Raw genomic sequence first — 25347 nt, 5'->3', positions numbered from 1 at the left:
ATGAACCAAGAGGTCATGAATCTCTTCAACCCGCAGGCGCCTGCGCAGGTGTTCGATTCCATCCGGATCTCGCTTGCCAGCCCAGAGAAGATTCTGTCCTGGTCGTTCGGCGAGATCAAGAAGCCGGAGACCATCAACTACCGCACCTTCAAGCCGGAGCGTGACGGCCTGTTCTGCGCGCGCATTTTTGGTCCGATCAAGGACTATGAGTGCCTGTGCGGCAAGTACAAGCGCATGAAGTACAAGGGCGTCATCTGCGAAAAGTGCGGCGTCGAAGTCACGCTGTCGCGCGTTCGCCGCGAGCGCATGGGCCATATCGAGCTCGCCGCGCCCGTCGCCCATATCTGGTTCCTGAAGTCGCTGCCTTCGCGCATCGGCACCCTGCTCGACATGACGCTCAAGGACATCGAGCGTGTGCTCTACTTCGAGAACTACATCGTCACCGAGCCGGGCCTCACCGCGCTGAAGGAGAACCAGCTCCTCAGCGAGGAAGAGTACATGCTTGCCGTCGACGAGTATGGCGAGGATTCTTTCACCGCAATGATCGGCGCCGAGGCCATCCATGACCTCTTGGCCGGCATGGACCTGGAAAAGATCGCCGGCGACCTGCGTTCGGAGCTGGCTTCGACCACCTCCGAGTTGAAGCAGAAGAAGTATCTGAAGCGGCTCAAGGTCGTGGAAAACTTCATGGAGTCCGGCAACCGTCCGGAATGGATGATCATGAAGGTGGTTCCGGTGATCCCGCCGGACCTGCGCCCGCTGGTTCCCCTAGACGGCGGCCGCTTCGCCACGTCGGATCTGAACGACCTCTATCGCCGCGTCATCAACCGCAACAACCGCCTGAAGCGGCTGATCGAGCTGCGCGCGCCCGGCATCATCGTGCGCAACGAGAAGCGCATGCTGCAGGAAGCCGTCGATGCGCTGTTCGACAACGGCCGTCGCGGCCGCGTCATCACCGGTGCCAACAAGCGTCCGCTGAAGTCGCTGTCCGACATGCTCAAGGGCAAGCAGGGCCGGTTCCGCCAGAACCTGCTCGGCAAGCGCGTCGACTATTCCGGCCGTTCGGTCATCGTGACCGGTCCGGAGCTGAAGCTGCATCAGTGCGGCCTGCCGAAGAAGATGGCGCTGGAGCTCTTCAAGCCCTTCATCTACGCCCGCCTCGACGCAAAGGGTTTTTCCTCGACCGTCAAGCAGGCGAAGAAGCTGGTCGAGAAGGAGCGTCCGGAGGTTTGGGATATCCTCGACGAGGTCATCCGCGAGCATCCGGTGCTGTTGAACCGCGCGCCGACGCTGCACCGCCTCGGCATCCAGGCGTTCGAGCCGACCCTGATCGAAGGCAAGGCGATCCAGCTGCACCCGCTGGTCTGCACCGCCTTCAATGCCGACTTCGACGGCGACCAGATGGCGGTCCACGTGCCGCTGTCCTTGGAAGCGCAGCTCGAAGCCCGCGTGCTGATGATGTCGACCAACAACATCCTGCACCCGGCCTCCGGCGCGCCGATCATCGTGCCGTCGCAGGACATGGTTCTCGGTCTCTACTATCTCTCGATCGTTAACCAGAACGAGCCGGGCGAAGGCATGGTGTTCGCCGACATGGGCGAGCTCCAGCATGCGCTGGAGACCAAGGCCGTGACGCTGCACGCCAAGATCAAGGGCCGCTTCCGCACCGTCGACGCCGAAGGCAACGTCGTGTCGAAGATCTACGACACCACGCCCGGCCGCATGATCATCGGCGAGCTTCTGCCGAAGAACGTCAACGTGCCGTATGAGACCGCCAACCAGGAGATGACCAAGAAGAACATCTCCAAGATGATCGACACCGTCTACCGCCACTGCGGTCAGAAAGAGACGGTCATCTTCTGCGACCGCATCATGGCGCTCGGCTTTGCCCATGCCTGCCGTGCCGGCATTTCGTTCGGCAAGGACGACATGCTGATCCCGGATACCAAGCTGAAGCTGGTCTCCGAGACCGAGGCTTTGGCCAAGGAATACGAGCAGCAGTACAATGACGGCCTGATCACGCAGGGCGAGAAGTACAACAAGGTCGTCGACGCCTGGGCCAAGTGCTCGGAAAAGGTCGCCGACGAGATGATGGCGCGCATCAAGGCGGTGGAGTTCGAGGACAATGGCCGTCAGAAGCCGATGAACTCGATCTACATGATGTCGCATTCGGGTGCGCGTGGTTCGCCCACCCAGATGCGTCAGCTCGCCGGCATGCGCGGCCTGATGGCGAAGCCCTCGGGTGAAATCATCGAGACGCCGATCATCTCGAACTTCAAGGAAGGCCTCACCGTGCTCGAGTACTTCAACTCGACCCACGGCGCCCGCAAGGGTCTGGCCGACACCGCCTTGAAGACGGCGAACTCGGGCTATCTCACTCGCCGTCTCGTCGACGTGGCGCAGGACTGCATCGTCAACTCCGTGGATTGCGGCACCGACAAGGGCCTCACCATGCAGCCGATCGTCGATGCCGGCCAGATCGTCGCCTCGGTCGGCCAGCGCGTGCTGGGCCGCACGGCGCTCGACGACATCAACCACCCGGTCACCGGCGATTTGCTGGTCAAGGCCGGCAAGCTGATGGACGAGCGCGATGTGGAGCAGATCGAAAAGGCCGGCGTGCAGTCGGTCCGCATCCGTTCGGCGCTGACCTGCGAGGTCAGGACCGGCGTGTGCGCCGTGTGCTACGGTCGCGACCTGGCCCGCGGCACGCCCGTCAACCAGGGCGAGGCCGTCGGCGTCATTGCGGCGCAGTCGATCGGCGAGCCGGGCACCCAGCTCACCATGCGTACCTTCCACATGGGTGGCACGGCGCAGGTGGTGGACTCCTCGTTCCTTGAAGCCTCCTATGAGGGCAAGGTGCAGATCCGCAACCGCAACGTGGTGCGCAACTCGGAAGGCCAGCAGATGGTCATGGGCCGCAACATGGCGGTGCTCATCCTCGATGAGACCGGCAAGGAGCGCGCTACGCACCGCGTCGCCTACGGTTCGCGTATCTTCGTGGACGATGGCGACAAGGTGAAGCGCGGCCAGCGTATCGCCGAGTGGGATCCCTATACCCGCCCGATCCTCACCGAAATCGAGGGTCGCGTGGCGTTCGAGGACCTCGTCGACGGCATCTCCGTTCAGGAAACGGCCGACGAGTCGACCGGCATCACCAAGCGTGAGGTCATCGACTGGCGTTCGACGCCGCGCGGCAGCGACCTGAAGCCGGCGATCGCCATCCAGGACGCCAAGGGCAAGGTCGGCAAGCTGTCGAAGGGCGGCGATGCGCGCTTCCTGCTCTCGGTCGAGGCCATCCTCTCGGTCGAGCCGGGCGCCCATGTGAAGCCTGGCGACGTGCTGGCGCGTATCCCGATGGAAAGCGCCAAGACCAAGGACATCACGGGTGGTCTGCCGCGTGTTGCCGAACTGTTCGAAGCTCGCCGTCCGAAGGATCACGCCATCATCGCCGAGATCGATGGCACGATCCGCTTCGGCCGCGACTACAAGAACAAGCGCCGCATCATCATCGAGCCGCATGACTCGACGCTGGAGCCGGTGGAGTACCTGATCCCGAAGGGCAAGCCGTTCCATCTCCAGGACGGCGACGTCATCGAGAAGGGCGACTACATCCTCGACGGCAACCCGGCGCCGCACGACATCCTGGCGATCAAGGGCGTGGAGGCGCTTGCCTCCTACCTCGTCAACGAGATCCAGGAGGTCTACCGTCTGCAGGGCGTGTCGATCAACGACAAGCACATCGAGGTGATCGTTCGCCAGATGCTGCAGAAGGTCGAGATCACCACCCAGGGCGACTCGACCTACATCCCGGGCGACCATGTCGACGTGATCGAGTTGGAAGAGGTCAACGAGCGCCTGATCGAGGACGGCAAGAAGCCGGCGGAAGGTCAGCCGGTGCTGCTCGGCATCACCAAGGCCTCGCTGCAGACGCCGTCCTTCATCTCGGCCGCCTCCTTCCAGGAGACGACCAGGGTGCTGACCGAGGCTGCGGTTGCCGGCAAGACCGACATGCTGCAGGGCCTGAAGGAAAACGTCATCGTCGGCCGTCTGATCCCGGCCGGCACCGGCGGCACGATGAGCCAGATCAGGCGCATCGCCACCTCGCGCGACGAGCTCATCATCGACGAGCGCCGCAAGGCCTCCGGTGTCGAGGTCGCCGACCCGATGCTGACCGACATGGTCAACGCCGCGCAGTAAGCGGCATGATGTGAGAAACTGAAGAGAAGGGGCCCACGCGGGCCCCTTTTTGCATTCAGAGCATGATCCCGAAAAGTGGGTACGGTTTTCGGGAAAGATCATGCTCCACAAAGAAACCGGATCGGAATGGTGGATCTAAGAGCGTCATCCCGATCTGACTTCACGAACGAGGAAGAGCTATGAGCAGCAAGACCTGGGCGGCAGTCGACGACTATATCGTTTCCTCGCTTTTCGAAGCGGACCCCGTGCTGGACGCGGTGCTTAGGGCCAACCGCGACCAGGGCCTTCCGGCCATCGACGTGTCGCCCGCGCAAGGCAAATTGCTGTCGCTGCTGGTGCGCATCCGCGGCGCGAAGACCGTGCTGGAGGTCGGCACGCTCGGCGGCTACTCGACCATCTGGATGGCGAGGGGACTGCCGGCGGACAGCAAGGTGGTGACGCTGGAGCTAGATCCGCATCACGCCAGGGTCGCGCGTTCGAATTTCGAGCAGGCAGGGGTTTCCGGCAAGGTCGACCTGCGGGTCGGTCCCGCGCTCCAGTCTCTCGCCGCGCTGGTCGACGAAAATGCCGGGCCCTTCGATCTGATCTTCATCGACGCCGACAAGCCCAACAACCCGAACTATCTCGACTGGGCAATGAAGCTGTCGCGCTCAGGCACGATCATCGTCTGCGACAACGTCATCCGCGACGGCGCGGTCGTGAAGAAGAACAGCGGCGACGTCAACGTCGAAGGCGCCCGCGCCGCGTTCTCGTTCATCGGCGGCGAGAAGCGGCTGGACGGCACCGCCATCCAGACGGTTGGCGCCAAGGGCTATGACGGCTTTGCCATCGCGATCGTAGAATAGGGATATCGCTCGCCTCGGCGCTTTGCCGCTGACTCAGTCGAAGAACGCCTCGACCACATTGCGCTTGCCGAGCATGAAGGCGTCGGCCACGTGCTGCAGCGGCGCGAGGTCGACATCGGAAGTGCCTGCGCGAATGATCTCGGCGAAACGCTTGTAAAGCATCGGATATTCCGCCTCCGGCTCGTCGTGAATGACTTTGCCGTCGACGGCGAGCTTCGCGCCGCCGCCCGACAGCAGCATCTTGCCCTTGTCGGTCTCGGCCACGATGTCCCAGCTCTGCGGGCCGGTCTGCAACCAGTCGAGTTCCATCGTCACCGGCAGGCCGTTCGAGGTGCGGAAGGCGACATGCGCCGCGACCGGAGCTGCGCGGTTCTCCGGAAAATCGAGCTCGGCCGAGGTGATGAACATCGGCGGCAGGATGTGGGTGGCGATCGACAGGGCGTTGATGCCCGGATCGAACACGCCAAAACCGCCTGGTTCCCAGATCCATTCCTGGTTCGGATGCCAGCGGCGCACGTCTTCCTTCCAGTTGATGGCGGCCGAGGTCAGCCTGGCCGAACCGAGGAAGGCGCGTGCGGCCTCTACCGCCGGCGCATAGCGGGAATGCCAGCTGGCAAAGAGCGAGACGCCGTTCTTGTCGGCCAGCGCCTTGAGGTGCTCGACCTCGCTTACCGTCGCGCCCGGCGGCTTTTCGAGGAACACGTGCTTCTTCGCCTCCAGCGCGGTGCGCGCTGCGTCGTAGCGGAACTGCGGCGGCATGCAGAGCGAGACCGCCGCGAGACCAGGTTCAGCCGCAAGCATCGCCTCGATCGTCGGGTAGTTCGCAATGCCTTCAACCTTGCCATGGCGGCTCGCCGCGGCGACGAGCCGGTAATCGCCGTCCTTGGCGACCGCAGGAAGATGCTGGTCACGGACGATCTTGCCCACGCCGACGATGCCGAGCTTGATGGGGTTGCTGGTCATGGGAACTCCGGAAGGAAAGAATGGCTGTCTGATAGAGAAGTGTTGCGGGACAGAGCGGGAAGGGGCGTCGCGCCCGGCAGCGAGATCAGAACGGCTCGTCAAAGGTGACGATCGAGACCTCGCCTTCGAGCGCGCCCTGATAGGCCGACAGATGCGGCTCCTCGTCGGGCTCGCCCTCCATGTCGCCGATCTGGTCGAGCTCGGCCTCTGCGAATCCCTCGGCGGCGAGCGATTCGAGCGCGCGGCGCACGGCAGAATCATCGTCGGGCGCAACCAGCATCACATGCACGCCCTCAGCCTTGCCGCCCTTCTTGCGCCAGACTCGTCCGGTGATGATGGTGACCGGCCGTTCTTCATTGTCGTTCACGGGCTGATTCCTCGTTTTCCGGCGGAAAGTCCGGTTGAAGCCGCCTTTTGGCACGAAGCCAGTGCGGAAGACAGCCGCAAGTCGGTCACTTTCTTCCTCGCTCTTGAAAAAAGGCGCAATAAAATTACATGCGTTTTTGCGCATGGCTGCCAAGCCTCGAATTGACCGCAATATTTGGCGTTGCGGGGTTGACGGGCAATGGCCTTACGAGTAGAAGCCGCGACGTCAGAACCGATGTGAGACCAGCCTTTCCAAGGCGACACGCTTTGGAGTTTGTCTCAAACAGGGTTCGTTTTACGAGCGAAAAGACATTTCCGGCGCGCATGAAGCGGCTTCCGCTTCCTCTGCAATTTGTTCGGGCAGGACCGCGAGACGCGGTGTGTTGCCCGAATTCGCGTATGGAAATGACGCTTTGAGCGGCCCTGACAGGGCAGACACGGAATTGAGAGACAAGAGGGTTTAATGCCTACCGTCAACCAGCTGATCCGCAAGCCGCGCCTGGCGCCGGTGAAGCGAAACAAGGTCCCGGCCATGCAGCAGAACCCGCAGAAGCGGGGCGTCTGCACGCGCGTCTACACCACGACGCCGAAGAAGCCGAACTCGGCGCTGCGCAAGGTGGCCAAGATTCGCCTGACCAACGGTTTTGAAGTGATCGGCTACATCCCCGGCGAAGGCCACAACCTTCAGGAACACTCGGTGGTCATGATCCGCGGCGGTCGCGTCAAGGATCTGCCGGGCGTCCGCTACCACATCATCCGCGGCGTGCTCGACACGCAGGGTGTGAAGAACCGCAAGCAGCGTCGTTCGAAATACGGCGCCAAGCGTCCGAAGTAAGGGTTTCCCATGTCCCGTCGTCACAGTGCAGAAAAGCGTGAGATCAACCCGGATCCCAAGTTCGGCGATCTGATCGTCACCAAGTTCATGAACGCCGTCATGTATGACGGCAAGAAGTCGGTTGCCGAGACCATCGTCTATGGCGCTCTGGACCAGGTCCAGGCGAAGACCAAGCAGGAGCCTGTCACCGTCTTCCACCAGGCGCTCGACAATGTCGCGCCGCATGTGGAAGTGCGCTCGCGTCGCGTCGGCGGCGCCACCTACCAGGTTCCGGTCGACGTGCGCCCCGAGCGCCGCCAGGCGCTGGCCATTCGCTGGCTGATCGCCGCGGCCCGCAACCGCAACGAGACCACCATGGTCGACCGCCTCTCGGGCGAGCTGATGGATGCGGCCAACAACCGCGGCACCGCCGTCAAGAAGCGTGAAGACACCCACAAGATGGCGGAAGCCAACCGCGCCTTCGCGCATTACCGCTGGTAACGCGAAAGAGACTGAGAGGCACCTCCCATGGCCCGCGAATACAAGATCGAAGACTACCGCAATTTCGGTATCATGGCGCATATCGACGCCGGCAAGACGACGACGACCGAGCGCGTCCTGTACTACACGGGCAAGTCGCACAAGATCGGCGAAGTCCATGACGGCGCTGCCACCATGGACTGGATGGAGCAGGAGCAGGAGCGCGGCATCACCATCACGTCCGCCGCGACCACGACCTTCTGGAAGGGTCGTGACGGCAAGATGCGCCGCTTCAACATCATCGACACCCCCGGACACGTCGACTTCACCATCGAAGTCGAGCGTTCGCTGCGCGTGCTCGACGGCGCCATCGCGCTGCTCGATGCCAACGCCGGCGTGGAGCCGCAGACCGAGACCGTGTGGCGCCAGGCCGACAAGTACCATGTGCCGCGCATGATCTTCTGCAACAAGATGGACAAGATCGGCGCCGACTTCTACCGCTCGGTGGAAATGATCGGTTCGCGCCTCGGCGCTCAGGCCGTCGTCATGCAGCTGCCGATCGGCGCCGAGACCGAGTTCAAGGGCGTTGTCGACCTGGTCGAGATGAACGCGCTCGTCTGGCGCGATGAGACCCTGGGCGCCGCCTGGGACGTCGTCGAGATCCCGGCCGACCTCAAGGAGAAGGCGGCTCAGTACCGCGAGAAGATGATCGAAGCCGCGGTCGAGATGGACGAGACCGCGCTCGAGAACTACCTCGAAGGCAACATGCCGTCGAATGACGAGATCCGCGCGCTGATCCGCAAGGGCACCATCGCGGTCAAGTTCTTCCCGATGTTCTGCGGCTCGGCCTTCAAGAACAAGGGCGTGCAGCCGCTGCTTGACGCCGTCGTCGAATACCTGCCGTCGCCGATCGACGTGCCGGCCATCAAGGGCGTCGACGCCAAGACCGAAGCCGAGATCGAGCGTCACGCCGACGACAACGAGCCGCTGTCGATGCTGGCGTTCAAGATCATGAACGACCCGTTCGTTGGTTCGCTGACCTTCGCCCGCATCTATTCGGGCAAGCTCACCAAGGGCACCTCGCTCGACAACACGGTGAAGGGCAAGAAGGAGCGCATCGGCCGCATGCTGCAGATGCATGCGAACTCGCGCGCCGACATCGAGGAAGCCTACGCCGGCGACATCGTTGCGCTGGCCGGCCTCAAGGATACGACCACCGGCGACACGCTCTGCGACCCGCTGCACCCGGTCATCCTCGAGCGCATGGAATTCCCCGATCCGGTCATCCAGATCGCCATCGAGCCGAAGACCAAGAACGACCAGGAAAAGATGGGCCTCGCGCTGCATCGCCTGGCGGCCGAGGATCCGTCCTTCCGCGTCAAGACCGACGAGGAATCGGGCCAGACCATCATCGCCGGCATGGGCGAGCTGCATCTCGACATCATCGTCGACCGCATGCGCCGCGAGTTCAAGGTTGAAGCCAATGTCGGCGCGCCGCAGGTAGCTTATCGCGAGACGATCACCCGCACGCACGAGCAGGACTACACGCACAAGAAGCAGACCGGCGGTACCGGCCAGTTCGCCCGCGTCAAGATCCTGTTCGAGCCGAACACCGAGAGCGAAGAGTTCGTGTTCGAGTCCAAGATCGTCGGCGGTGCGGTTCCGAAGGAATACATCCCCGGCGTCGAGAAGGGCATCAACAGCGTCATGGGTTCCGGCCCGTTTGCCGGCTTCCCGATGATCGGCGTCAAGGCGACCCTGATCGACGGCGCCTTCCACGACGTCGACTCCTCGGTGCTGGCGTTCGAAATCGCTTCCCGCGCCTGCTTCAAGGAAGCCGCTCCGCGCCTCGGCGTGCAGTTGCTCGAGCCGATCATGAAGGTCGAGGTCGTGACGCCCGAAGATTATGTCGGCGGCGTCATCGGCGACCTCAACGGCCGTCGTGGCCAGATCCAGGGTCAGGAAGCGCGTGGCGTTGCCGTCGTCATCAACGCGATGGTGCCGCTGGCGAACATGTTCAAGTACGTCGACAATCTGCGTTCGATGTCGCAGGGCCGCGCCCAGTACACGATGCAGTTCGACCACTACGAGCCGGTTCCGACCGCGGTCGCCCAGGAAGTTCAGAAGAAATACGCGTAACTCGAGCGGGTTGCACGAGACCTTAATTCAAGGCCCGCACGGGCAGGCAGGAATGGAGAGATCACATGGCAAAAGGTAAATTCGAGCGCACCAAGCCGCATGTGAACATTGGCACGATCGGCCACGTCGATCATGGCAAGACGTCGCTGACGGCGGCGATCACGAAGTATTTTGGCGAATATAAGCGCTATGACCAGATCGACGCGGCCCCCGAAGAGAAGGCGCGCGGCATCACGATTTCGACGGCTCACGTCGAGTATGAGACGGCCAACCGTCACTATGCCCACGTCGACTGCCCCGGCCACGCCGACTATGTGAAGAACATGATCACCGGTGCTGCCCAGATGGACGGCGCGATCCTGGTCGTTTCGGCCGCCGACGGCCCGATGCCGCAGACCCGCGAGCACATCCTGCTTGCCCGTCAGGTCGGCGTGCCCTCGATCGTTGTGTTCCTCAACAAGGTAGACCAGGTCGACGACGCCGAGCTGCTCGAGCTGGTCGAGCTCGAGGTTCGCGAGCTTCTGTCGAAGAACGAGTTTCCCGGCGACGACATTCCGATCGTCAAGGGCTCGGCGCTGGCCGCTCTCGAGGATTCGAACAAGACCATCGGCGAGGATGCCATCCGCGAGCTGATGGCCCAGGTCGACGCCTACATCCCGACGCCGGTTCGTCCGCTGGACAAGCCGTTCCTGATGCCGATCGAGGACGTGTTCTCGATCTCGGGCCGCGGCACGGTCGTGACCGGCCGCGTCGAGCGCGGCGTGGTCAAGGTCGGCGAGGAGCTGGAGATCGTCGGCATCCGTCCGACCGCCAAGACGACCTGCACGGGCGTTGAGATGTTCCGCAAGCTGCTCGACCAGGGCCAGGCCGGCGACAACATCGGCGCGCTGCTGCGCGGCATCGACCGTGAAGGTGTCGAGCGCGGCCAGGTTCTGGCCAAGCCGGGCTCGGTGAAGCCGCACAAGAAGTTCGTGGCCGAAGCCTACATCCTGACCAAGGACGAGGGCGGTCGTCACACGCCGTTCTTCACCAACTACCGTCCGCAGTTCTACTTCCGCACGACGGACGTGACGGGCATCGTGACGCTGCCGGCCGGCACCGAGATGGTGATGCCCGGCGACAACATCACCGTCGACGTCGAGCTGATCGTGCCGATCGCGATGGAAGAGAAGCTGCGCTTCGCCATCCGTGAAGGCGGCCGCACCGTCGGTGCAGGCATCGTCGTCACCATCAAGGAATAATTGGACTGAAACGGATCTGTCGCGGGCGCGGGAGCTGCCCGCGCCGCGCCAGAACAAGGAATTGACGCATGAACGGACAGAATATCCGCATCCGCCTTAAGGCGTTTGACCACCGGGTGCTCGACGCCTCGACCCGCGAAATCGTGTCGACCGCCAAGCGCACCGGCGCGAACGTCCGCGGCCCCATCCCGCTGCCGACGCGGATCGAAAAATTCACGGTCAACCGGTCGCCCCACGTCGACAAGAAGAGCCGCGAGCAGTTCGAGATGCGCACGCACAAGCGGCTGCTCGACATCGTCGATCCGACCCCGCAGACGGTCGATGCTTTGATGAAGCTCGATCTTGCCGCCGGTGTCGACGTCGAGATCAAGCTCTAAGGGAACGAGAGCGCGGTAAGGGGCGCTGCCCCTGGCCCGGAACTCTAAAGGAATTGAACCGATGCGTTCAGGTGTGATTGCAAAGAAGGTGGGAATGACCCGCATCTATAACGATGCCGGCGAGCACGTTCCCGTCACCGTTCTCCAGATGGAGAACTGCCAGGTCGTGGCTCAGCGCACGCAGGAGAAGAACGGCTACACCGCCGTCCAGCTCGGCGTTGGCCTTGCCAAGGTGAAGAACACGTCGAAGGCGCTGCGCGGCCATTTCGCCGCCGCCTCCGTCGAGCCGAAGGCGAAGCTCGCAGAGTTCCGCGTCTCCGCCGACAACATGATCGACGTCGGCGCCGAGCTGACCGTCGAGCATTTCGTCGCCGGCCAGAAGGTCGACGTCACTGGCACCTCGACCGGCAAGGGTTTCCAGGGCGTGATCAAGCGGCACAACATGGGTGGTGGCCGCGCGACCCACGGTAACTCGGTCTCGCACCGCACGCACGGCTCGACCGGTCAGCGCCAGGACCCCGGCAAGGTGTTCAAGGGCAAGAAGATGGCCGGCCACATGGGTGACACCCGCGTGACCACGCAGAATGTCGAGGTCGTCTCGACGGACGTGGATCGCGGCCTGATCTTGATCCGCGGCGCGGTTCCCGGCGTCAAGGGCGCCTGGATCCTGGTTCGCGACGCTGCCAAGGTTGCGCTGCCGGCCAACGCGCCGAAGCCCGCCGCGATCCGTGCCGCTGCTGCCGCCAAGAACGAAGCCCCGGCCACTGAGGGAGCGGAATAATGGACCTCAAGATTAAAACGCTGGGCGGCAAGGACGCCGGCGAGCTGAAGCTCTCCGAAGAGATTTTCGGCCTCGACCCGCGCGAGGACATCCTGCAGCGCGTCGTGCGCTGGCAGCTCGCCAAGAAGCAGCAGGGCACGCACAAGTCCAAGGGCCGCGCCGAGATCGCGCGCACCGGCGCCAAGATGTATAAGCAGAAGGGTACGGGCCGCGCCCGTCACCATTCGGCTCGCGCTCCGCAGTTCCGCGGCGGCGGCAAGGCGCACGGCCCGGTCGTGCGCAGCCACGAGCACGACCTGCCGAAGAAGGTGCGCGCGCTTGGCCTCAAGCACGCTCTCTCGGCCAAGGCCAAGAGCGCTTCGCTCATCATCGTCGACGAGTTGAAGCTTGCCGAAGCCAAGACCAAGGCGCTGGCGGCGAATCTCGAGACGCTGGGGCTGACCAACGCCCTGGTGATCGGCGGCGCCGAGCTTGACCAGAACTTCAAGCTGGCCGCGACCAACATTCCGAACATCGACGTGCTGCCCATCCAGGGCATCAACGTCTACGACATTCTGCGCCGCGGCACGCTGGTCCTTTCGAAGGCCGCCGTCGAGGCTCTCGAGGAGCGCTTTAAATGACCGACCTCCGTCACTACGACGTGATCGTCTCGCCGGCGATCACCGAAAAGTCGACCATGGCTTCCGAGCAGAACCAGGTCGTCTTCAACGTCGCCAAGAAGGCGTCGAAGCCGGAAATCAAGGCTGCCGTGGAAGCTCTCTTCGGCGTCAAGGTGACGGCTGTGAACACGCTCGTCCGCAAGGGCAAGATCAAGCGCTTCCGCGGCACGGTTGGCCGCCAGGGCGACGTCAAGAAGGCGGTTGTGACGCTGGCCGACGGCCAGTCGATCGACGTCGCGACGGGTCTCTGAGCAAGGCCGCGAGGACAGGACAATGGCACTTAAGAAATTCAACCCGGTAACGCCGAGCACCCGCCAGCTGGTCATCGTCGACCGCTCGGGCCTCTACAAGGGCAAGCCCGTCAAGGGGCTGACCGAAGGCCTGACCAAGTCGGGCGGCCGCAACAATTACGGCCGCATCACGGCCCGCTTCATCGGCGGCGGTCACAAGCGTTCGTACCGCATCATCGACTTCAAGCGTAAGAAGTACGACGTCGTCGGCACGGTCGAGCGTATCGAATACGATCCGAACCGCACCGCCTTCATCGCGCTGATCAAGTATGACGACGGCGAGCTGTCCTACATCCTGGCCCCGCAGCGCCTTGCTGCCGGCGACAAGATCGTGGCCGGCGAAGCGGTCGACGTCAAGCCGGGCAATGCGATGCCGCTGGCCTCGATGCCGGTCGGCACGATCGTCCACAACATTGAGCTGAAGCCGGGCAAGGGCGGTCAGGTCGCCCGTTCGGCTGGCGGTTACGCCCAGCTCGTCGGCCGCGACCAGGGCATGGCGATCCTGCGCCTCAACTCGGGCGAGCAGCGGGTCGTGCATGGCTCCTGCATGGCCACCGTCGGCGCGGTGTCGAACCCCGACCACGGCAACATCAATGACGGCAAGGCCGGTCGCACCGTTTGGCGCGGCAAGCGTCCGCACAATCGCGGCGTGGCCATGAACCCGGTCGACCATCCGCATGGCGGCGGCGAAGGCCGCACCTCGGGTGGCCGTCATCCGGTTTCGCCTTGGGGCAAGCCGACCAAGGGCAAGAAGACGCGGTCCAACAAGGCGACCGACAAGTTCATCGTGCGCTCGCGCCATCAGCGCAAGAGCTAAGAAGAGGTAACGCCAAGTGACTCGTTCGATTTGGAAAGGCCCCTTCATCGACGGCTACCTTCTCAAGAAGGTGGACAAGGTTCGTGAAGGCGGTCGCAATGAGGTGATCAAGATGTGGAGCCGTCGCTCCACCATTCTGCCGCAGTTCGTCGGCTTCACCTTCGGTGTCTACAACGGCCAGAAGCATGTCCCGGTCTCGGTGAACGAGGACATGGTCGGCCATAAGTTCGGTGAATTCGCTCCGACCCGGACCTATTACGGTCACGGCGCGGATAAGAAGGCGAAGAGGAAATAATCATGGGCAAGGCCAAAGCTCCGCGCAGGCTTGCTGATAACGAGGCGCGTGCCGTTCTGCGCACGATCCGTATCAGCCCGCAGAAGCTGAACCTTGTTGCCGCGCTGATCCGCGGCAAGAAGGTCGCGACAGCGCTTTCCGACCTCGAATTCTCGGCCAAGCGGATTTCCGGCACGGTCAAGAAGACGCTGGAATCGGCGATCGCCAACGCGGAAAACAATCACGACCTCGATGTCGACGCGCTCGTCGTGGCGGAAGCCTATGTCGGCAAGTCGATCGTCATGAAGCGTTTCCACGCTCGTGGCCGCGGTCGCGCCAGCCGTATCGAAAAGCCGTTCTCGCACCTCACGATCGTCGTTCGTGAAGTCGAGGAAAAAGGGGAGGCCGCATAATGGGCCAGAAAGTCAATCCGATCGGGCTGCGTCTCGGCATCAACCGCACCTGGGATTCGCGCTGGTTCGCGAACACCGGCGAGTACGGCCAGCTGCTGCATGAGGACCTCAAGATCCGCAAGTATCTCGAGAAGGAGCTCAAGCAGGCCGCGATCTCCAAGGTCGTGATCGAGCGTCCGCACAAGAAGTGCCGCGTCACCATCCACGCTGCGCGTCCGGGTCTGATCATCGGCAAGAAGGGCGCCGACATCGAGAAGCTGCGCAAGAAGCTGACCGAGATGACGAAGTCCGAGACGCACCTCAACATCGTTGAAGTGCGCAAGCCGGAAATCGACGCCACGCTGATCGCCCAGTCGATCGCTCAGCAGCTCGAGCGCCGCATCGCGTTCCGCCGCGCCATGAAGCGCGCCGTTCAGTCGGCCATGCGTCTCGGCGCCGAAGGCATCCGCATCAACTGCTCCGGCCGTCTCGGCGGCGCCGAAATCGCGCGCATGGAGTGGTACCGTGAAGGCCGCGTGCCGCTGCACACGTTGCGCGCCGATGTCGATTACGGCACGGCCGAGGCAAACACGGCTTACGGCATCTGCGGCGTCAAGGTGTGGGTGTTCAAGGGAGAGATCCTCGAGCACGACCCGATGGCTTCCGAGCGCCGTGCAACCGAAGGCGATGCCGCGCATGGCGGCGGTGCTGGTGGCGAGCGCGAACGCGGCCGTCGTCGCGAGAACGCCTGAGACATTTGAGAATTTGGAGTTAGAACGATGCTGCAGCCAAAGCGCACAAAGTTCCGCAAGCAGTTCAAGGGCCGTATCCACGGTACCGCCAAGGGCGGCACCAACCTGGATTTCGGCGGTTTCGGGCTGAAGGCGCTTGAGCCGAACCGCGTCACCGCGCGCGAGATCGAGGCGGCCCGCCGCGCGATCACCCGCGAGATGAAGCGCGCCGGCCGCGTCTGGATCCGGGTGTTCCCGGACCTGCCGGTCACCTCGAAGCCGACCGAAGTCCGCATGGGTAAGGGCAAGGGCGGCGTCGACTATTGGGCGGCGCGCGTGAAGCCCGGCCGCATCATGTTCGAGATCGACGGCGTCAGCGAGGAGACCGCGCGTGAGGCGCTGCGTCTCGGCGCCGCCAAGCTCTCGGTCAAGACGCGCTTCGTGCAGCGCATCGCAGAATAAGGACAGGCGATCATGAAAGCCGAAGACATCCGGACCAAGACCCAGGATCAGCTGACCGACGACCTGGCCGCGCTGAAGAAGGAGCAGTTCAACCTGCGCTTCCAGAAGGCTACCGGCCAGCTCGAAAAGACCGCGCGCGTGAAGCAGGTCCGCAAGGACATCGCGCGCATCAAGACCATCGCCGCGGAAAAAGCCGCGGCCAAGAAGGGTTAAGACCATGCCGAAGCGTATCCTGCAGGGCACCGTCGTCAGCGACAAGAACGAGAAGACGGTTGTCGTCAAGGTCGAGCGTCGCTTCACGCATCCGGTGATGAAGAAGACCGTGCGCATGACCAAGAAGTACAAGGCGCACGACGAGAACAACGCCCACAAGGTCGGCGACCAGGTGTTCATCCAGGAATCGAAGCCGATTTCGAAGGACAAGCGCTGGGTCGTGGTTACCTCGGACCAAGCCTGATCTTTGGGCGTAAACAAACGAATTTTGGACAGACCGGGGAGGGGCGTCGCGCGCCTGTCCCGTTAGAAAAGAAGAAGGCGGCCAGTCATGATTCAGATGCAAACAAACCTCGACGTCGCGGACAATTCCGGCGCCCGTCGTGTCATGTGCATCAAGGTGCTGGGCGGCTCGAAGCGGAAGTATGCCTCCGTCGGCGACATCATCGTGGTGTCGATCAAGGAAGCCATTCCGCGCGGCCGCGTTAAGAAGGGCGATGTGATGAAGGCGGTCGTGGTTCGCACGGCCAAGGACATCCGCCGTCCGGACGGCAGCGTGATCCGTTTCGACAAGAACGCGGCCGTTCTCGTCGACAATAAGAAAGAGCCGATCGGCACCCGTATCTTCGGACCGGTTCCGCGCGAGCTGCGCGCCAAGAACCACATGAAGATCATCTCGCTCGCGCCTGAAGTGCTGTAAGGAGCCGGACCAATGCAAAAGATCAGAAAAGGCGACAAGGTCGTCGTGCTTGCCGGCAAGGACAAGGGCCGTTCGGGCGAAGTCCTGTCGGTGCAGCCGAAGGAAGACACCGCGGTCGTCCGCGGCGTGAACCTCATTCGCCGTCACCAGAAGCAGACCCAGTCCCAAGAGGGCGGGATCATCACCAAGGAAGCGCCGATCCACCTGTCGAACATCGCGCTGGCCGACCCCAAGGACGGCAAGCCGACCCGCGTCGGCTTCACCATCCAGAAGGACGGCAAGAAGGTGCGCGTCGCCAAGCGCTCGGGAGAAGTCATCAATGGCTAAGGCTGAAACCAAGCAGGCGGCTGCCAAGAACGAGCCGCGCCTCAAGAAGGTCTATCAAGAGACTATCCGCAAGGCGCTGCAGGAGCAGTTCGGCTACGACAACGAGATGCAGGTTCCGCGCATCGACAAGATCGTGCTGAACATGGGTGTCGGCGAAGCAACCGCCGATTCCAAGAAGCCCTCGGTCGCGGCCGAGGATCTCGCGCTGATCGCCGGCCAGAAGGCCGTCGTCACCCGTGCCCGCAACTCGATTGCCGGCTTCAAGGTGCGTGAGAACATGCCGATCGGCGCCAAGGTCACGCTGCGCAAGGAACGCATGTACGAGTTCCTCGACCGCCTCGTGAACATCGCGCTGCCGCGCGTTCGCGACTTCCGCGGACTGAACCCGAAGAGCTTTGACGGCCGTGGCAACTACGCCATGGGCATCAAGGAACACATCGTGTTCCCGGAGATCAACTACGACAAGGTTGATCAGGTCTGGGGCATGGACGTCATCGTTTGTACGACGGCGAAGACGGATGACGAAGCCAGGGCTCTGCTCAAGGCTTTCAACTTCCCCTTCCGCCAGTAACGGCAGCGAAAAAGGAAAAATCTGAAATGGCAAAGACCAGCTCAGTCGAGAAGAACAACCGGCGCCGCAAGCTCGCCGACCAGTACGCCGCCAAGCGCACGGCGCTCAAGGCCATCATCATGGATCAGTCCAAGCCGATGGAAGAGCGTTTCCGCGCCCAGTTGAAGCTGTCGGCGCTGCCGCGCAACTCGGCCAAGATCCGCATCCGCAACCGTTGCGAAGTCACGGGCCGTCCGCGTGCCTACTATCGCAAGCTGAAGCTTTCGCGTATCGCGCTTCGCGATCTGGGCAACACCGGCCAGATCCCGGGCCTGGTCAAGTCGAGCTGGTAAGGAGACACTGAGATGTCATTGAGCGATCCTCTCGGCGATATGCTGACCCGCATCCGCAACGCCTACGGCCGCAAGAAGTCGAGCGTCTCGACCCCGGCCTCGCGTCTGCGCGCCCGCGTCCTCGAAGTGCTGAAGTCGGAAGGCTATATCCGCGACTACAGCCAGACCGATTTCGAAAACGGCAAGTCCGAAATTGAGATCGAGCTGAAGTATTTCGACGGCGCTCCGGTCGTGCGCGAAATCGAGCGCGTCTCGAAGCCCGGCCGCCGCGTCTATGTCTCGGCCAAGTCGATCCCGCAGGTCGCAAACGGCCTCGGCATCGCCATCCTTTCGACGCCGAAGGGCGTCATGGCCGACCATGAGGCGCGTGAGCAGAATGTCGGCGGCGAGATCCTCTGCCAGATCTTCTGATCGGCCAAGAGATTGATGAATGGGCTTCGGTTCTCGGGATCGCGCCCGGGAACTGGAACCTGAAACGAAAGAAGTGACGAGGACAACAAAATGTCTCGTATCGGAAAGAAACCCGTTTCGCTGCCGCAGGGCGTGACCGCATCCGTCAACGGCCAGACCGTGACGGCGAAGGGCCCGAAGGGCGAGCTGAAGTTCGTGGTCAACGACGAAGTGCTGGTCAAGATGGAGAACAACGAGATCTCCGTCGAGCCGCGCGACCAGACCAAGACCGCACGCTCCAAGTGGGGCATGTCGCGCACGCAGATCGTCAACATCCTGCAGGGCGTGAAGGATGGCTTCGAGAAGAAGCTCGAGATCACCGGCGTCGGCTATCGTGCGGCGTTGCAGGGCAAGAACCTGCAGCTCGCGCTTGGCTTCAGCCACGACGTCGTCTACGAGACGCCTCAGGGCATCACCATCACGGTGCCGAAGCCGACCGAGATCACGGTCTCGGGCATCGACAAGCAGCAGGTCGGCCAGGTCGCCGCCGAGATCCGCGAGTATCGCGGTCCGGAGCCGTACAAGGGCAAGGGCGTGCGCTATGCCGACGAGCGCATCGTGCGCAAGGAAGGCAAGAAGAAGTAATGGGCTCGGCCCGGAAAGTCGCGGACTTTCGGACGGGGCCTGGCTTGAGAAGTGTAACGCCGCGGGGAGCGGCCGCGGGAGGCCTAGCCTACCGCACAGGGTTGCCCCCGTTTTCTGAAGGCAAGGAACTGACATTATGGCAAGCCCCAAGGAAACTATCCAGCGCCGCGCGCAGCGCGTCCGCCGTCAGCTGAAGAAGGTCGCCGGCGCGCGTCCGCGGCTTTCGGTGCACCGCACCTCGAAGAACATCTACGTCCAGGTCATCGACGATGCCAACGGCCACACGCTGGCTGCCGCCTCGACGCTCGAGAAGGACCTCAAGGGTTCGCTCAAGACCGGCGCCGACACCGCCGCCGCCGCTGCGGTCGGCAAGCTGATCGCCGAGCGCGCTTCGAAGGCCGGCGTCAAGGAAGTCGTCTTCGACCGCGGCCCGTACATCTATCACGGCCGCGTCAAGGCGCTGGCCGAAGCTGCCCGCGAAGGCGGGCTGAGCTTCTAATGCATGATCCCGAAAAGTTGCAGACTTTTCGGACAAGATCATGCAAAGGAAAAAGTTCGCCGCTGATGACCCAAAGCGGCATCGGCAAACAGCAACCCGTGCTTCCGGAAAAGAACAAGGACTAGGATATGGCACAGGAACGTAGAGAAGGCGGCCGCGGCCGCGAGCGTGAACGTGAAGAGCGTGACGACGGCATGGTGGACAAGCTCGTCCACATCAACCGCGTCGCCAAGGTGGTGAAGGGCGGCCGTCGTTTCGGCTTTGCCGCTCTCGTCGTAGTCGGCGACCAGAAGGGCCGCGTCGGCTTCGGCCACGGCAAGGCGCGCGAAGTGCCGGAAGCCATCCGCAAGGCGACCGAATCGGCCAAGCGCGACATGATCTTCGTGCCGCTGCGTTCGGGCCGCACGCTGCATCACGACGTCGAAGGCCGCTGGGGCGCCGGACGCGTTCTGCTGCGCGCCGCCAAGCAGGGTACCGGCATCATCGCGGGCGGTCCGATGCGCGCCGTCTTCGAGACGCTCGGCATGCATGACGTGGTCGCCAAGTCGATGGGTTCGTCGAACCCCTACAACATGGTTCGCGCCACCTTCGACGCGCTGAAGAGCCAGATGCATCCGAAGGATGTGGCTGCCGCGCGCGGCATCAAGTACTCGACCCTTCAGGCCCGCCGCGGCACCGCCGTTGCGGCTGAAGAATAGTCGACGCTGACCAGGGATTTCGACCATGGCCAAGAAAGCTACCAAGACCATCACCGTCGAGCAGATCGGCTCCCCGATCCGCCGGCCGAAGGAGCAGCGCGCGACGCTGGTCGGCCTCGGCCTGAACAAGATGCACAAGCGGCGCACGCTGGAAGACACCCCTTCCGTGCGCGGCATGATCGCCGCCGTCCAGCACCTCGTCCGCGTCGTGGACGAGGCCTGAACGGAAGCGCAGGAGAAGAATGATGAAACTCAACGATCTGCGTGACAAGGACGGCGCCACGCATTCCAGGAAGCGCCTCGGTCGCGGCATCGGCTCCGGCTCGGGCAAGACCGCTGGTCGCGGCGTCAAGGGTCAGAAGGCCCGTTCGGGCGTTGCCATCAACGGCTTCGAGGGCGGCCAGATGCCGCTCTATCGGCGCCTGCCGAAGCGCGGCTTCAACAACCTGTTCGGCAAGAGCTTCGCGGTCGTGTCGCTGGCCAAGATCCAGGCGGCGATCGACGCCAAGAAGCTCGACGCCAAGGCGGCCGTGACGGCCGAGGCCCTGGTTGCCGCCGGCGTCATCCGCCGCGCCAAGGACGGCGTGCGCGTGCTGTCCGACGGCGAGCTCAAGGCCAAGCTCTCCTTCGACGTCGCCGGCGCTTCCAAGGCCGCGATCGAGAAGATCGAGAAGGCCGGCGGTTCGGTGAAGCTGCCGGAAGCGGCCGCCGCCGCCGAGTAACGGCGATTTGAAGCGCGGCCGACCGGGATGACTTCGCATTTTCCCTCGAACCGCGCTTTGACCAGATGAATTGGGCGGCCGCGTCAACGCGGCCGCTTGCATGTTTAAGGTCCGGAGCTTATCTCGTGAGCTTCGGTGACACGCGCCGCCTGAGCTGGGGGCGTCGAGCGTGACACGGAAATCAATGAAGTAGAGCAGGATGTTGTCCGAAAACCGCTCCACACTTTTCGGCATCATGCTCTAGCGGAGAATCAGGCATGGCTTCGGCTGCTGAACAACTAGCCTCCAATCTGAATTTCGCGGCCTTCGCCAAGGCCGAGGACCTCAAGAAGCGCATCTGGTTCACCATCGGCGCGCTGCTCGTCTACCGCCTCGGCACCTACATCCCGCTTCCCGGCATCAATCCCGACGCTTTCGCCCAGGCTTTCTCCTCGCAGAGCAAGGGCGTGCTGGGCATGTTCAACATGTTCGCCGGCGGCGCCGTGCAGCGCATGGCGATCTTCGCGCTGGGCATCATGCCCTACATCTCCGCCTCCATCATCATGCAGCTGATGACCTCGGTCATCCCGTCGCTGGAAGCGCTGAAGAAGGAAGGCGAGCAGGGCCGCAAGATCATCAACCAATACACGCGCTACGGCACCGTGCTCCTGGCGCTGATCCAGGCCTACGGCATTTCGATCGGTCTCGAAGGCGGCAACGGCATCGTCAACGATCCCGGCATGTTCTTCCGCATCTCGACCGTCGTCACGCTGGTCGGCGGCACCATGTTCCTGATGTGGCTCGGCGAGCAGATCACCGCGCGCGGCATCGGCAACGGCATTTCGCTGATCATCTTCTCCGGCATCGTCGCCGGCCTGCCGCGGGCGATCTCCGGCACGCTGGAGCTCGGCCGCACCGGCGCGCTGTCGACGGGCCTCATCCTCGCGATCATCGTGCTGGCCATCATCGTCATCGCGCTCATCGTCTTCTTCGAGCGCGCGCAGCGCCGCTTGCTCATCCAGTATCCGAAGCGCCAGGTCGGCAACCGCATGTTCCAGGGCGATACCTCGCATCTGCCGCTGAAGCTCAACACTTCGGGCGTCATCCCGCCGATCTTTGCGTCCTCGTTGCTGCTTCTGCCGGCAACCGTCGCGGGCTTCTCGCAGGCGACCAACCTGCCTGCCTGGGCAAGCACGATCCTCGCCTCGCTCGGCCACGGCCAGCCGCTCTACATGATCTTCTATGCGGGCATGATCGTCTTCTTTGCCTTCTTCTACACGGCGATCGTTTTCAACCCGAAGGACACGGCCGACCAGCTCAAGAAGCATTCCGGCTTCATCCCGGGCTATCGTCCAGGCGAACGCACCGCCGAATATATCGACTATGTTCTGACGCGTATCACCGTCATCGGCGCCATCTACCTGGTGCTGGTCTGTCTGCTGCCGGAATTCCTGATCTCAGCGACTGGCGTACCTTTCTACCTCGGTGGCACATCGCTTCTGATCGTGGTCAGTGTCACGCTCGACACGGTGGCGCAGATTCAGGGTCACCTGATCGCGCACCAGTATGAGGGCCTGATCAAGAAGTCGAAGTTGCGTGGGGGGAAGAGGAGCAGATGAGGCTGATATTGCTTGGGCCGCCGGGGGCGGGCAAGGGGACGCAAGCACAAAGACTGGTAGAAAAACACGGCATCCCACAGCTCTCGACGGGGGACATGCTGCGTGCCGCCGTCCAGGCCGGAACCGAGGTCGGCAAGCGTGCCAAGGCGGTGATGGATGCCGGCGAGCTGGTCTCGGACGCGATCGTCAACGCCATCGTCGCCGAGCGCATCGATCAGCCGGATTGCGCCAGGGGCTTCATCCTCGATGGCTACCCGCGCACGCTGGTCCAGGCGGATGCGGTCGAGGCCATGCTTGCCGAGCGCGGCATCGCGCTCGACACCGTCATCGAGCTTGTCGTCGACGACAAGGCGCTGGTCGGCCGAATCGTCAAGCGCGCCGAGGATGCCAAGGCCGCCGGCCAGCCGGTGCGCAAGGACGACAACCCGGCGGTGTTCGAGGAACGCCTTCGCGAATATTACAAGAAGACGGCGCCGCTGACCGGCTACTACTACGCCAAAGGCAAGCTCAAGACGGTCGATGGCATGGCCAGTATCGATGCCGTGACCGACGAGATCGGCAAGGTGCTCGCGGCCGCGGCGAAATAGCTCGCGCCGACAATTGAAGATTGCGCTTGACGGGAACGGGCCGTTGGGGTATGGCGGCCCGTCTTCCTATCAGGCATGGACTTTGCTTGCCCTTGCGGGCAAGGCATCCGCTTTGAACCAGGAAACTCCCGCAAGGGCCGGCCTCCACCGGACGCGGGGTAACTTGAACGCCGGCTCGTCCGGCCTACATGGAGAAAGAGAAGAACATGGCTCGTATAGCCGGCGTCAACATTCCGACCAACAAGCGCGTCGTCATCGCGCTTCAGTACATTCACGGTATCGGCAAGAAGTTTGCCCAGGAGATCGTCGACAAGGTCGGCATTCCGGCGGACCGCCGCGTCAACCAGCTGACCGACGCGGAAGTGCTGCAGATCCGCGAGACGATCGACCGCGACTACCAGGTCGAAGGCGACCTGCGCCGCGAAGTCTCGATGAACATCAAGCGGCTCATGGACCTCGGCTGCTACCGTGGCCTGCGTCACCGCCGCTCACTGCCCGTCCGCGGCCAGCGCACGCACACCAACGCGCGCACCCGCAAGGGCCCGGCCAAGGCGATCGCCGGCAAGAAGAAGTAATTGAGCGAATAGCGAGCAGTCATTAGCGAGTAGGGTTCTATTCGCAACTCACTGCTCCCTACTCGCTTCCCAAGGTGGAGCCGCTGGCATTACGGCGGTGTAGAGATCAACTGAAAGGACTACCATGGCCAAGGAAGCCGCTCGTGTTCGCCGTCGCGAACGCAAGAACATCTCGTCGGGCGTTGCCCACGTCAATTCGACCTTCAACAACACCATGATCACCATCACCGACGCGCAGGGCAATTCGATTGCCTGGTCGTCGGCCGGTGCGCAAGGGTTCAAGGGTTCGCGCAAGTCGACCCCGTTCGCCGCCCAGATGGCTGCCGAGGACGTCGCCAAGAAGGCCCAGGAACACGGCATGCGCATGCTCGAGGTCGAGGTCTGCGGACCCGGCTCCGGCCGTGAATCGGCCCTTCGCGCGCTGCAGGCGGCCGGCTTCACCATCACCTCGATCCGCGACGTGACGCCGATCCCGCACAATGGTTGCCGTCCGCGCAAGAAGCGCCGCGTCTGATTTTTAAGCGCCGCGCGAGCGCCACAGGGTTCCTCCGCGGTTTTCCGTGTCGCCCGCCACGATTGGATGGTGGCGGGGCAAAGGAAGGAAGACATTTATGATCCAGAAAAACTGGCAGGAACTGATCAAGCCGAACAAGATCGAGTTCTCGTCGAAGAAGAAGACGCTGACCACGCTGGTGGCCGAGCCGCTCGAGCGCGGTTTTGGCCTGACGCTGGGCAACGCGCTGCGGCGCGTGCTTCTGTCTTCGCTGCGCGGCGCGGCTGTCACCGCCGTGCAGATCGACGGTGTGCTGCATGAATTCTCGTCCATCGCCGGCGTGCGCGAGGACGTGACCGACATCGTGCTCAACATCAAGGAAATCGCCATCCGCATGGAAGGCGATGGTCCCAAGCGCATGGTCGTGCGCAAGCAGGGCCCGGGCGCGGTACTCGCCGGCGACATCCAGACCGTGGGCGACGTCGAGATCCTCAACCCCGACCACGTCATCTGCACGCTGGACGAGGGCGCCGAGATCCGCATGGAGTTCACGGTCGACACCGGCAAGGGCTATGTGCCGGCCGAGCGCAACCGCGCCGAGGACGCGCCGATCGGCCTGATCCCGGTCGACTCGCTCTACTCGCCGGTCAAGAAGGTCTCCTACAAGGTCGAGAACACCCGCGAGGGCCAGGTGCTCGACTATGACAAGCTGACCATGACCATCGAGACCAACGGCTCGATCTCGGGCGAGGACGCGGTCGCTTTCGCCGCCCGCATCCTGCAGGACCAGCTCGCGCTGTTCGTCAACTTCGACGAGCCGCAGAAGGAAGTCGCGACCGAAGCCGTCACCGAGCTCGCCTTCAACCCGGCGCTGCTCAAGAAGGTCGACGAGCTCGAGCTTTCGGTGCGTTCGGCCAACTGCCTGAAGAACGACAACATCGTCTATATCGGCGACCTGATCCAGAAGACCGAAGCCGAGATGCTGCGCACCCCGAACTTCGGCCGCAAGTCGCTGAACGAGATCAAGGAAGTGCTGGCGGCCATGGGCCTGCACCTCGGCATGGAAGTGCCGGACTGGCCGCCGGAAAACATCGAAGACCTCGCAAAACGTTACGAAGACCAATATTGAGCATGAATTCCAAGGATCGGCGGCGAAAGCCGCTCGATCC

Annotated in this window: 34 protein-coding genes; 32 read left to right on the top strand and 2 right to left on the bottom strand. The window is 63.1% G+C overall.

Annotated features, from left to right (window positions below; translation table 11 throughout):
• Both rpoC and EJ069_RS09345 read left to right on the top strand, forming a co-directional pair.
• The gene (gene rpoC / locus EJ069_RS09350; protein ID WP_126061034.1) at positions 1-4197 is read left to right on the top strand and encodes a DNA-directed RNA polymerase subunit beta'; all 4197 of its coding nucleotides are present in this window, start codon (positions 1-3) and stop codon (positions 4195-4197) included.
• Positions 4198-4376: 179 nt separating this feature from the next.
• Positions 4377-5042: an O-methyltransferase gene (locus EJ069_RS09345; protein WP_126061033.1), complete on the top strand. Its 666-nt coding sequence runs from the start codon at positions 4377-4379 to the stop codon at positions 5040-5042.
• Positions 5043-5075: 33 nt separating this feature from the next.
• Here the strand turns inward: EJ069_RS09345 and EJ069_RS09340 are convergent, their stop codons facing one another.
• Together EJ069_RS09340 and EJ069_RS09335 are read right to left on the bottom strand one after the other, a co-directional pair.
• Complete coding sequence (locus tag EJ069_RS09340) at positions 5076-6005, bottom strand: Gfo/Idh/MocA family oxidoreductase (protein ID WP_126061032.1); 930 nt, start codon at positions 6003-6005, stop codon at positions 5076-5078.
• An 85-nt stretch (positions 6006-6090) separates the two neighbouring features.
• Positions 6091-6372: a hypothetical protein gene (locus EJ069_RS09335; protein WP_042642163.1), complete on the bottom strand. Its 282-nt coding sequence runs from the start codon at positions 6370-6372 to the stop codon at positions 6091-6093.
• Positions 6373-6834: 462 nt separating this feature from the next.
• Here EJ069_RS09335 and rpsL point away from each other — a divergent pair, with 462 nt between their 5' ends.
• The 30 genes from rpsL to EJ069_RS09180 all read left to right on the top strand — a co-directional run bounded on the left by rpsL (position 6835) and on the right by EJ069_RS09180 (position 25307).
• Positions 6835-7206, top strand: coding sequence for a 30S ribosomal protein S12 (rpsL, locus tag EJ069_RS09325; protein WP_006202128.1), 372 nt, complete (start codon positions 6835-6837; stop codon positions 7204-7206).
• Positions 7207-7215: 9 nt separating this feature from the next.
• The gene (gene rpsG / locus EJ069_RS09320; protein WP_027170372.1) at positions 7216-7686 is read left to right on the top strand and encodes a 30S ribosomal protein S7; all 471 of its coding nucleotides are present in this window, start codon (positions 7216-7218) and stop codon (positions 7684-7686) included.
• A gap of 27 nt (positions 7687-7713) precedes the next feature.
• Complete coding sequence (gene fusA, locus EJ069_RS09315; protein WP_126061031.1) at positions 7714-9804, top strand: elongation factor G; 2091 nt, start codon at positions 7714-7716, stop codon at positions 9802-9804.
• 65 nt (positions 9805-9869) lie between these two features.
• Entirely contained in the window at positions 9870-11045 is a 1176-nt protein-coding gene (tuf, locus tag EJ069_RS09310) for an elongation factor Tu (RefSeq protein WP_040983039.1), read from the top strand.
• A 68-nt stretch (positions 11046-11113) separates the two neighbouring features.
• Positions 11114-11422, top strand: coding sequence for a 30S ribosomal protein S10 (rpsJ, locus tag EJ069_RS09305; protein WP_006205468.1), 309 nt, complete (start codon positions 11114-11116; stop codon positions 11420-11422).
• Positions 11423-11483: 61 nt separating this feature from the next.
• Positions 11484-12203: a 50S ribosomal protein L3 gene (rplC, locus tag EJ069_RS09300; RefSeq protein WP_042642177.1), complete on the top strand. Its 720-nt coding sequence runs from the start codon at positions 11484-11486 to the stop codon at positions 12201-12203.
• Complete coding sequence (gene rplD / locus EJ069_RS09295) at positions 12203-12823, top strand: 50S ribosomal protein L4 (RefSeq protein ID WP_126061030.1); 621 nt, start codon at positions 12203-12205, stop codon at positions 12821-12823. Before rplC ends, rplD begins: the two co-directional genes overlap by 1 nt.
• Entirely contained in the window at positions 12820-13113 is a 294-nt protein-coding gene (locus tag EJ069_RS09290; protein WP_040983033.1) for a 50S ribosomal protein L23, read from the top strand. Before rplD ends, EJ069_RS09290 begins: the two co-directional genes overlap by 4 nt.
• Positions 13114-13135: 22 nt before the next feature.
• The gene (gene rplB, locus EJ069_RS09285; protein ID WP_040970375.1) at positions 13136-13969 is read left to right on the top strand and encodes a 50S ribosomal protein L2; all 834 of its coding nucleotides are present in this window, start codon (positions 13136-13138) and stop codon (positions 13967-13969) included.
• A gap of 16 nt (positions 13970-13985) precedes the next feature.
• Positions 13986-14264 (top strand): 30S ribosomal protein S19, encoded by a 279-nt coding sequence (rpsS, locus tag EJ069_RS09280; RefSeq protein WP_006205463.1) that lies wholly within the window; start codon positions 13986-13988, stop codon positions 14262-14264.
• 2 nt (positions 14265-14266) lie between these two features.
• Positions 14267-14656, top strand: coding sequence for a 50S ribosomal protein L22 (gene rplV, locus EJ069_RS09275; RefSeq protein WP_010909277.1), 390 nt, complete (start codon positions 14267-14269; stop codon positions 14654-14656).
• Complete coding sequence (gene rpsC, locus EJ069_RS09270) at positions 14656-15387, top strand: 30S ribosomal protein S3 (protein WP_040983028.1); 732 nt, start codon at positions 14656-14658, stop codon at positions 15385-15387. Before rplV ends, rpsC begins: the two co-directional genes overlap by 1 nt.
• 27 nt (positions 15388-15414) lie before the next feature.
• Positions 15415-15828 (top strand): 50S ribosomal protein L16, encoded by a 414-nt coding sequence (gene rplP / locus EJ069_RS09265; protein ID WP_040970378.1) that lies wholly within the window; start codon positions 15415-15417, stop codon positions 15826-15828.
• A 12-nt stretch (positions 15829-15840) separates the two neighbouring features.
• Entirely contained in the window at positions 15841-16041 is a 201-nt protein-coding gene (rpmC, locus tag EJ069_RS09260) for a 50S ribosomal protein L29 (RefSeq protein ID WP_042642190.1), read from the top strand.
• Between the two features lie 4 nt (positions 16042-16045).
• A complete protein-coding gene (gene rpsQ, locus EJ069_RS09255) occupies positions 16046-16285 on the top strand; it encodes a 30S ribosomal protein S17 (protein ID WP_042642192.1) in 240 nt (79 codons plus the stop codon).
• An 87-nt stretch (positions 16286-16372) separates the two neighbouring features.
• Entirely contained in the window at positions 16373-16741 is a 369-nt protein-coding gene (gene rplN / locus EJ069_RS09250) for a 50S ribosomal protein L14 (protein ID WP_006205457.1), read from the top strand.
• A gap of 12 nt (positions 16742-16753) precedes the next feature.
• The gene (gene rplX, locus EJ069_RS09245) at positions 16754-17068 is read left to right on the top strand and encodes a 50S ribosomal protein L24 (RefSeq protein WP_040983021.1); all 315 of its coding nucleotides are present in this window, start codon (positions 16754-16756) and stop codon (positions 17066-17068) included.
• Positions 17061-17639 (top strand): 50S ribosomal protein L5, encoded by a 579-nt coding sequence (gene rplE, locus EJ069_RS09240; protein ID WP_042642197.1) that lies wholly within the window; start codon positions 17061-17063, stop codon positions 17637-17639. The genes rplX and rplE overlap by 8 nt, the downstream gene beginning before the upstream one ends.
• A gap of 26 nt (positions 17640-17665) precedes the next feature.
• Positions 17666-17971 carry a 30S ribosomal protein S14 gene (rpsN, locus tag EJ069_RS09235; protein WP_042642199.1) on the top strand — a complete coding sequence of 102 codons (306 nt, stop codon included), beginning with the start codon at positions 17666-17668 and terminating at the stop codon, positions 17969-17971.
• A 12-nt stretch (positions 17972-17983) separates the two neighbouring features.
• Positions 17984-18382, top strand: a complete 399-nt coding sequence (rpsH, locus tag EJ069_RS09230) for a 30S ribosomal protein S8 (RefSeq protein WP_042642201.1) — start codon at positions 17984-17986, stop codon at positions 18380-18382.
• A gap of 90 nt (positions 18383-18472) precedes the next feature.
• Complete coding sequence (gene rplF / locus EJ069_RS09225; RefSeq protein WP_042642203.1) at positions 18473-19006, top strand: 50S ribosomal protein L6; 534 nt, start codon at positions 18473-18475, stop codon at positions 19004-19006.
• Between the two features lie 136 nt (positions 19007-19142).
• Entirely contained in the window at positions 19143-19505 is a 363-nt protein-coding gene (gene rplR / locus EJ069_RS09220) for a 50S ribosomal protein L18 (RefSeq protein WP_042642205.1), read from the top strand.
• Between the two features lie 128 nt (positions 19506-19633).
• The gene (gene rpsE, locus EJ069_RS09215; protein WP_027046810.1) at positions 19634-20203 is read left to right on the top strand and encodes a 30S ribosomal protein S5; all 570 of its coding nucleotides are present in this window, start codon (positions 19634-19636) and stop codon (positions 20201-20203) included.
• A gap of 25 nt (positions 20204-20228) precedes the next feature.
• Complete coding sequence (rpmD, locus tag EJ069_RS09210) at positions 20229-20426, top strand: 50S ribosomal protein L30 (RefSeq protein WP_027170355.1); 198 nt, start codon at positions 20229-20231, stop codon at positions 20424-20426.
• Positions 20427-20448: 22 nt separating this feature from the next.
• Positions 20449-20925, top strand: coding sequence for a 50S ribosomal protein L15 (gene rplO / locus EJ069_RS09205; protein WP_126061029.1), 477 nt, complete (start codon positions 20449-20451; stop codon positions 20923-20925).
• Positions 20926-21182: 257 nt separating this feature from the next.
• On the top strand, positions 21183-22523 hold the full coding sequence (gene secY / locus EJ069_RS09200; protein WP_126061028.1) for a preprotein translocase subunit SecY: 1341 nt from the start codon (positions 21183-21185) through the stop codon (positions 22521-22523).
• On the top strand, positions 22520-23110 hold the full coding sequence (locus EJ069_RS09195) for an adenylate kinase (RefSeq protein ID WP_126061027.1): 591 nt from the start codon (positions 22520-22522) through the stop codon (positions 23108-23110). The genes secY and EJ069_RS09195 overlap by 4 nt, the downstream gene beginning before the upstream one ends.
• A 206-nt stretch (positions 23111-23316) precedes the next feature.
• Positions 23317-23685, top strand: a complete 369-nt coding sequence (rpsM, locus tag EJ069_RS09190; RefSeq protein ID WP_027170351.1) for a 30S ribosomal protein S13 — start codon at positions 23317-23319, stop codon at positions 23683-23685.
• A 124-nt stretch (positions 23686-23809) separates the two neighbouring features.
• On the top strand, positions 23810-24199 hold the full coding sequence (rpsK, locus tag EJ069_RS09185) for a 30S ribosomal protein S11 (RefSeq protein WP_006205444.1): 390 nt from the start codon (positions 23810-23812) through the stop codon (positions 24197-24199).
• Positions 24200-24296: 97 nt separating this feature from the next.
• Entirely contained in the window at positions 24297-25307 is a 1011-nt protein-coding gene (locus EJ069_RS09180; protein ID WP_040994640.1) for a DNA-directed RNA polymerase subunit alpha, read from the top strand.
• The last annotated feature ends 40 nt before the right edge of the window (positions 25308-25347 follow it).

It is taken from the genome of Mesorhizobium sp. M2A.F.Ca.ET.043.05.1.1 (assembly GCF_003952445.1).
In the GTDB taxonomy this organism is placed as follows: Bacteria; Pseudomonadota; Alphaproteobacteria; order Rhizobiales; family Rhizobiaceae; genus Mesorhizobium.
Note: the sequence above shows the minus strand (reverse complement) of the source record. Positions and strands in the feature narration are given on the sequence as shown.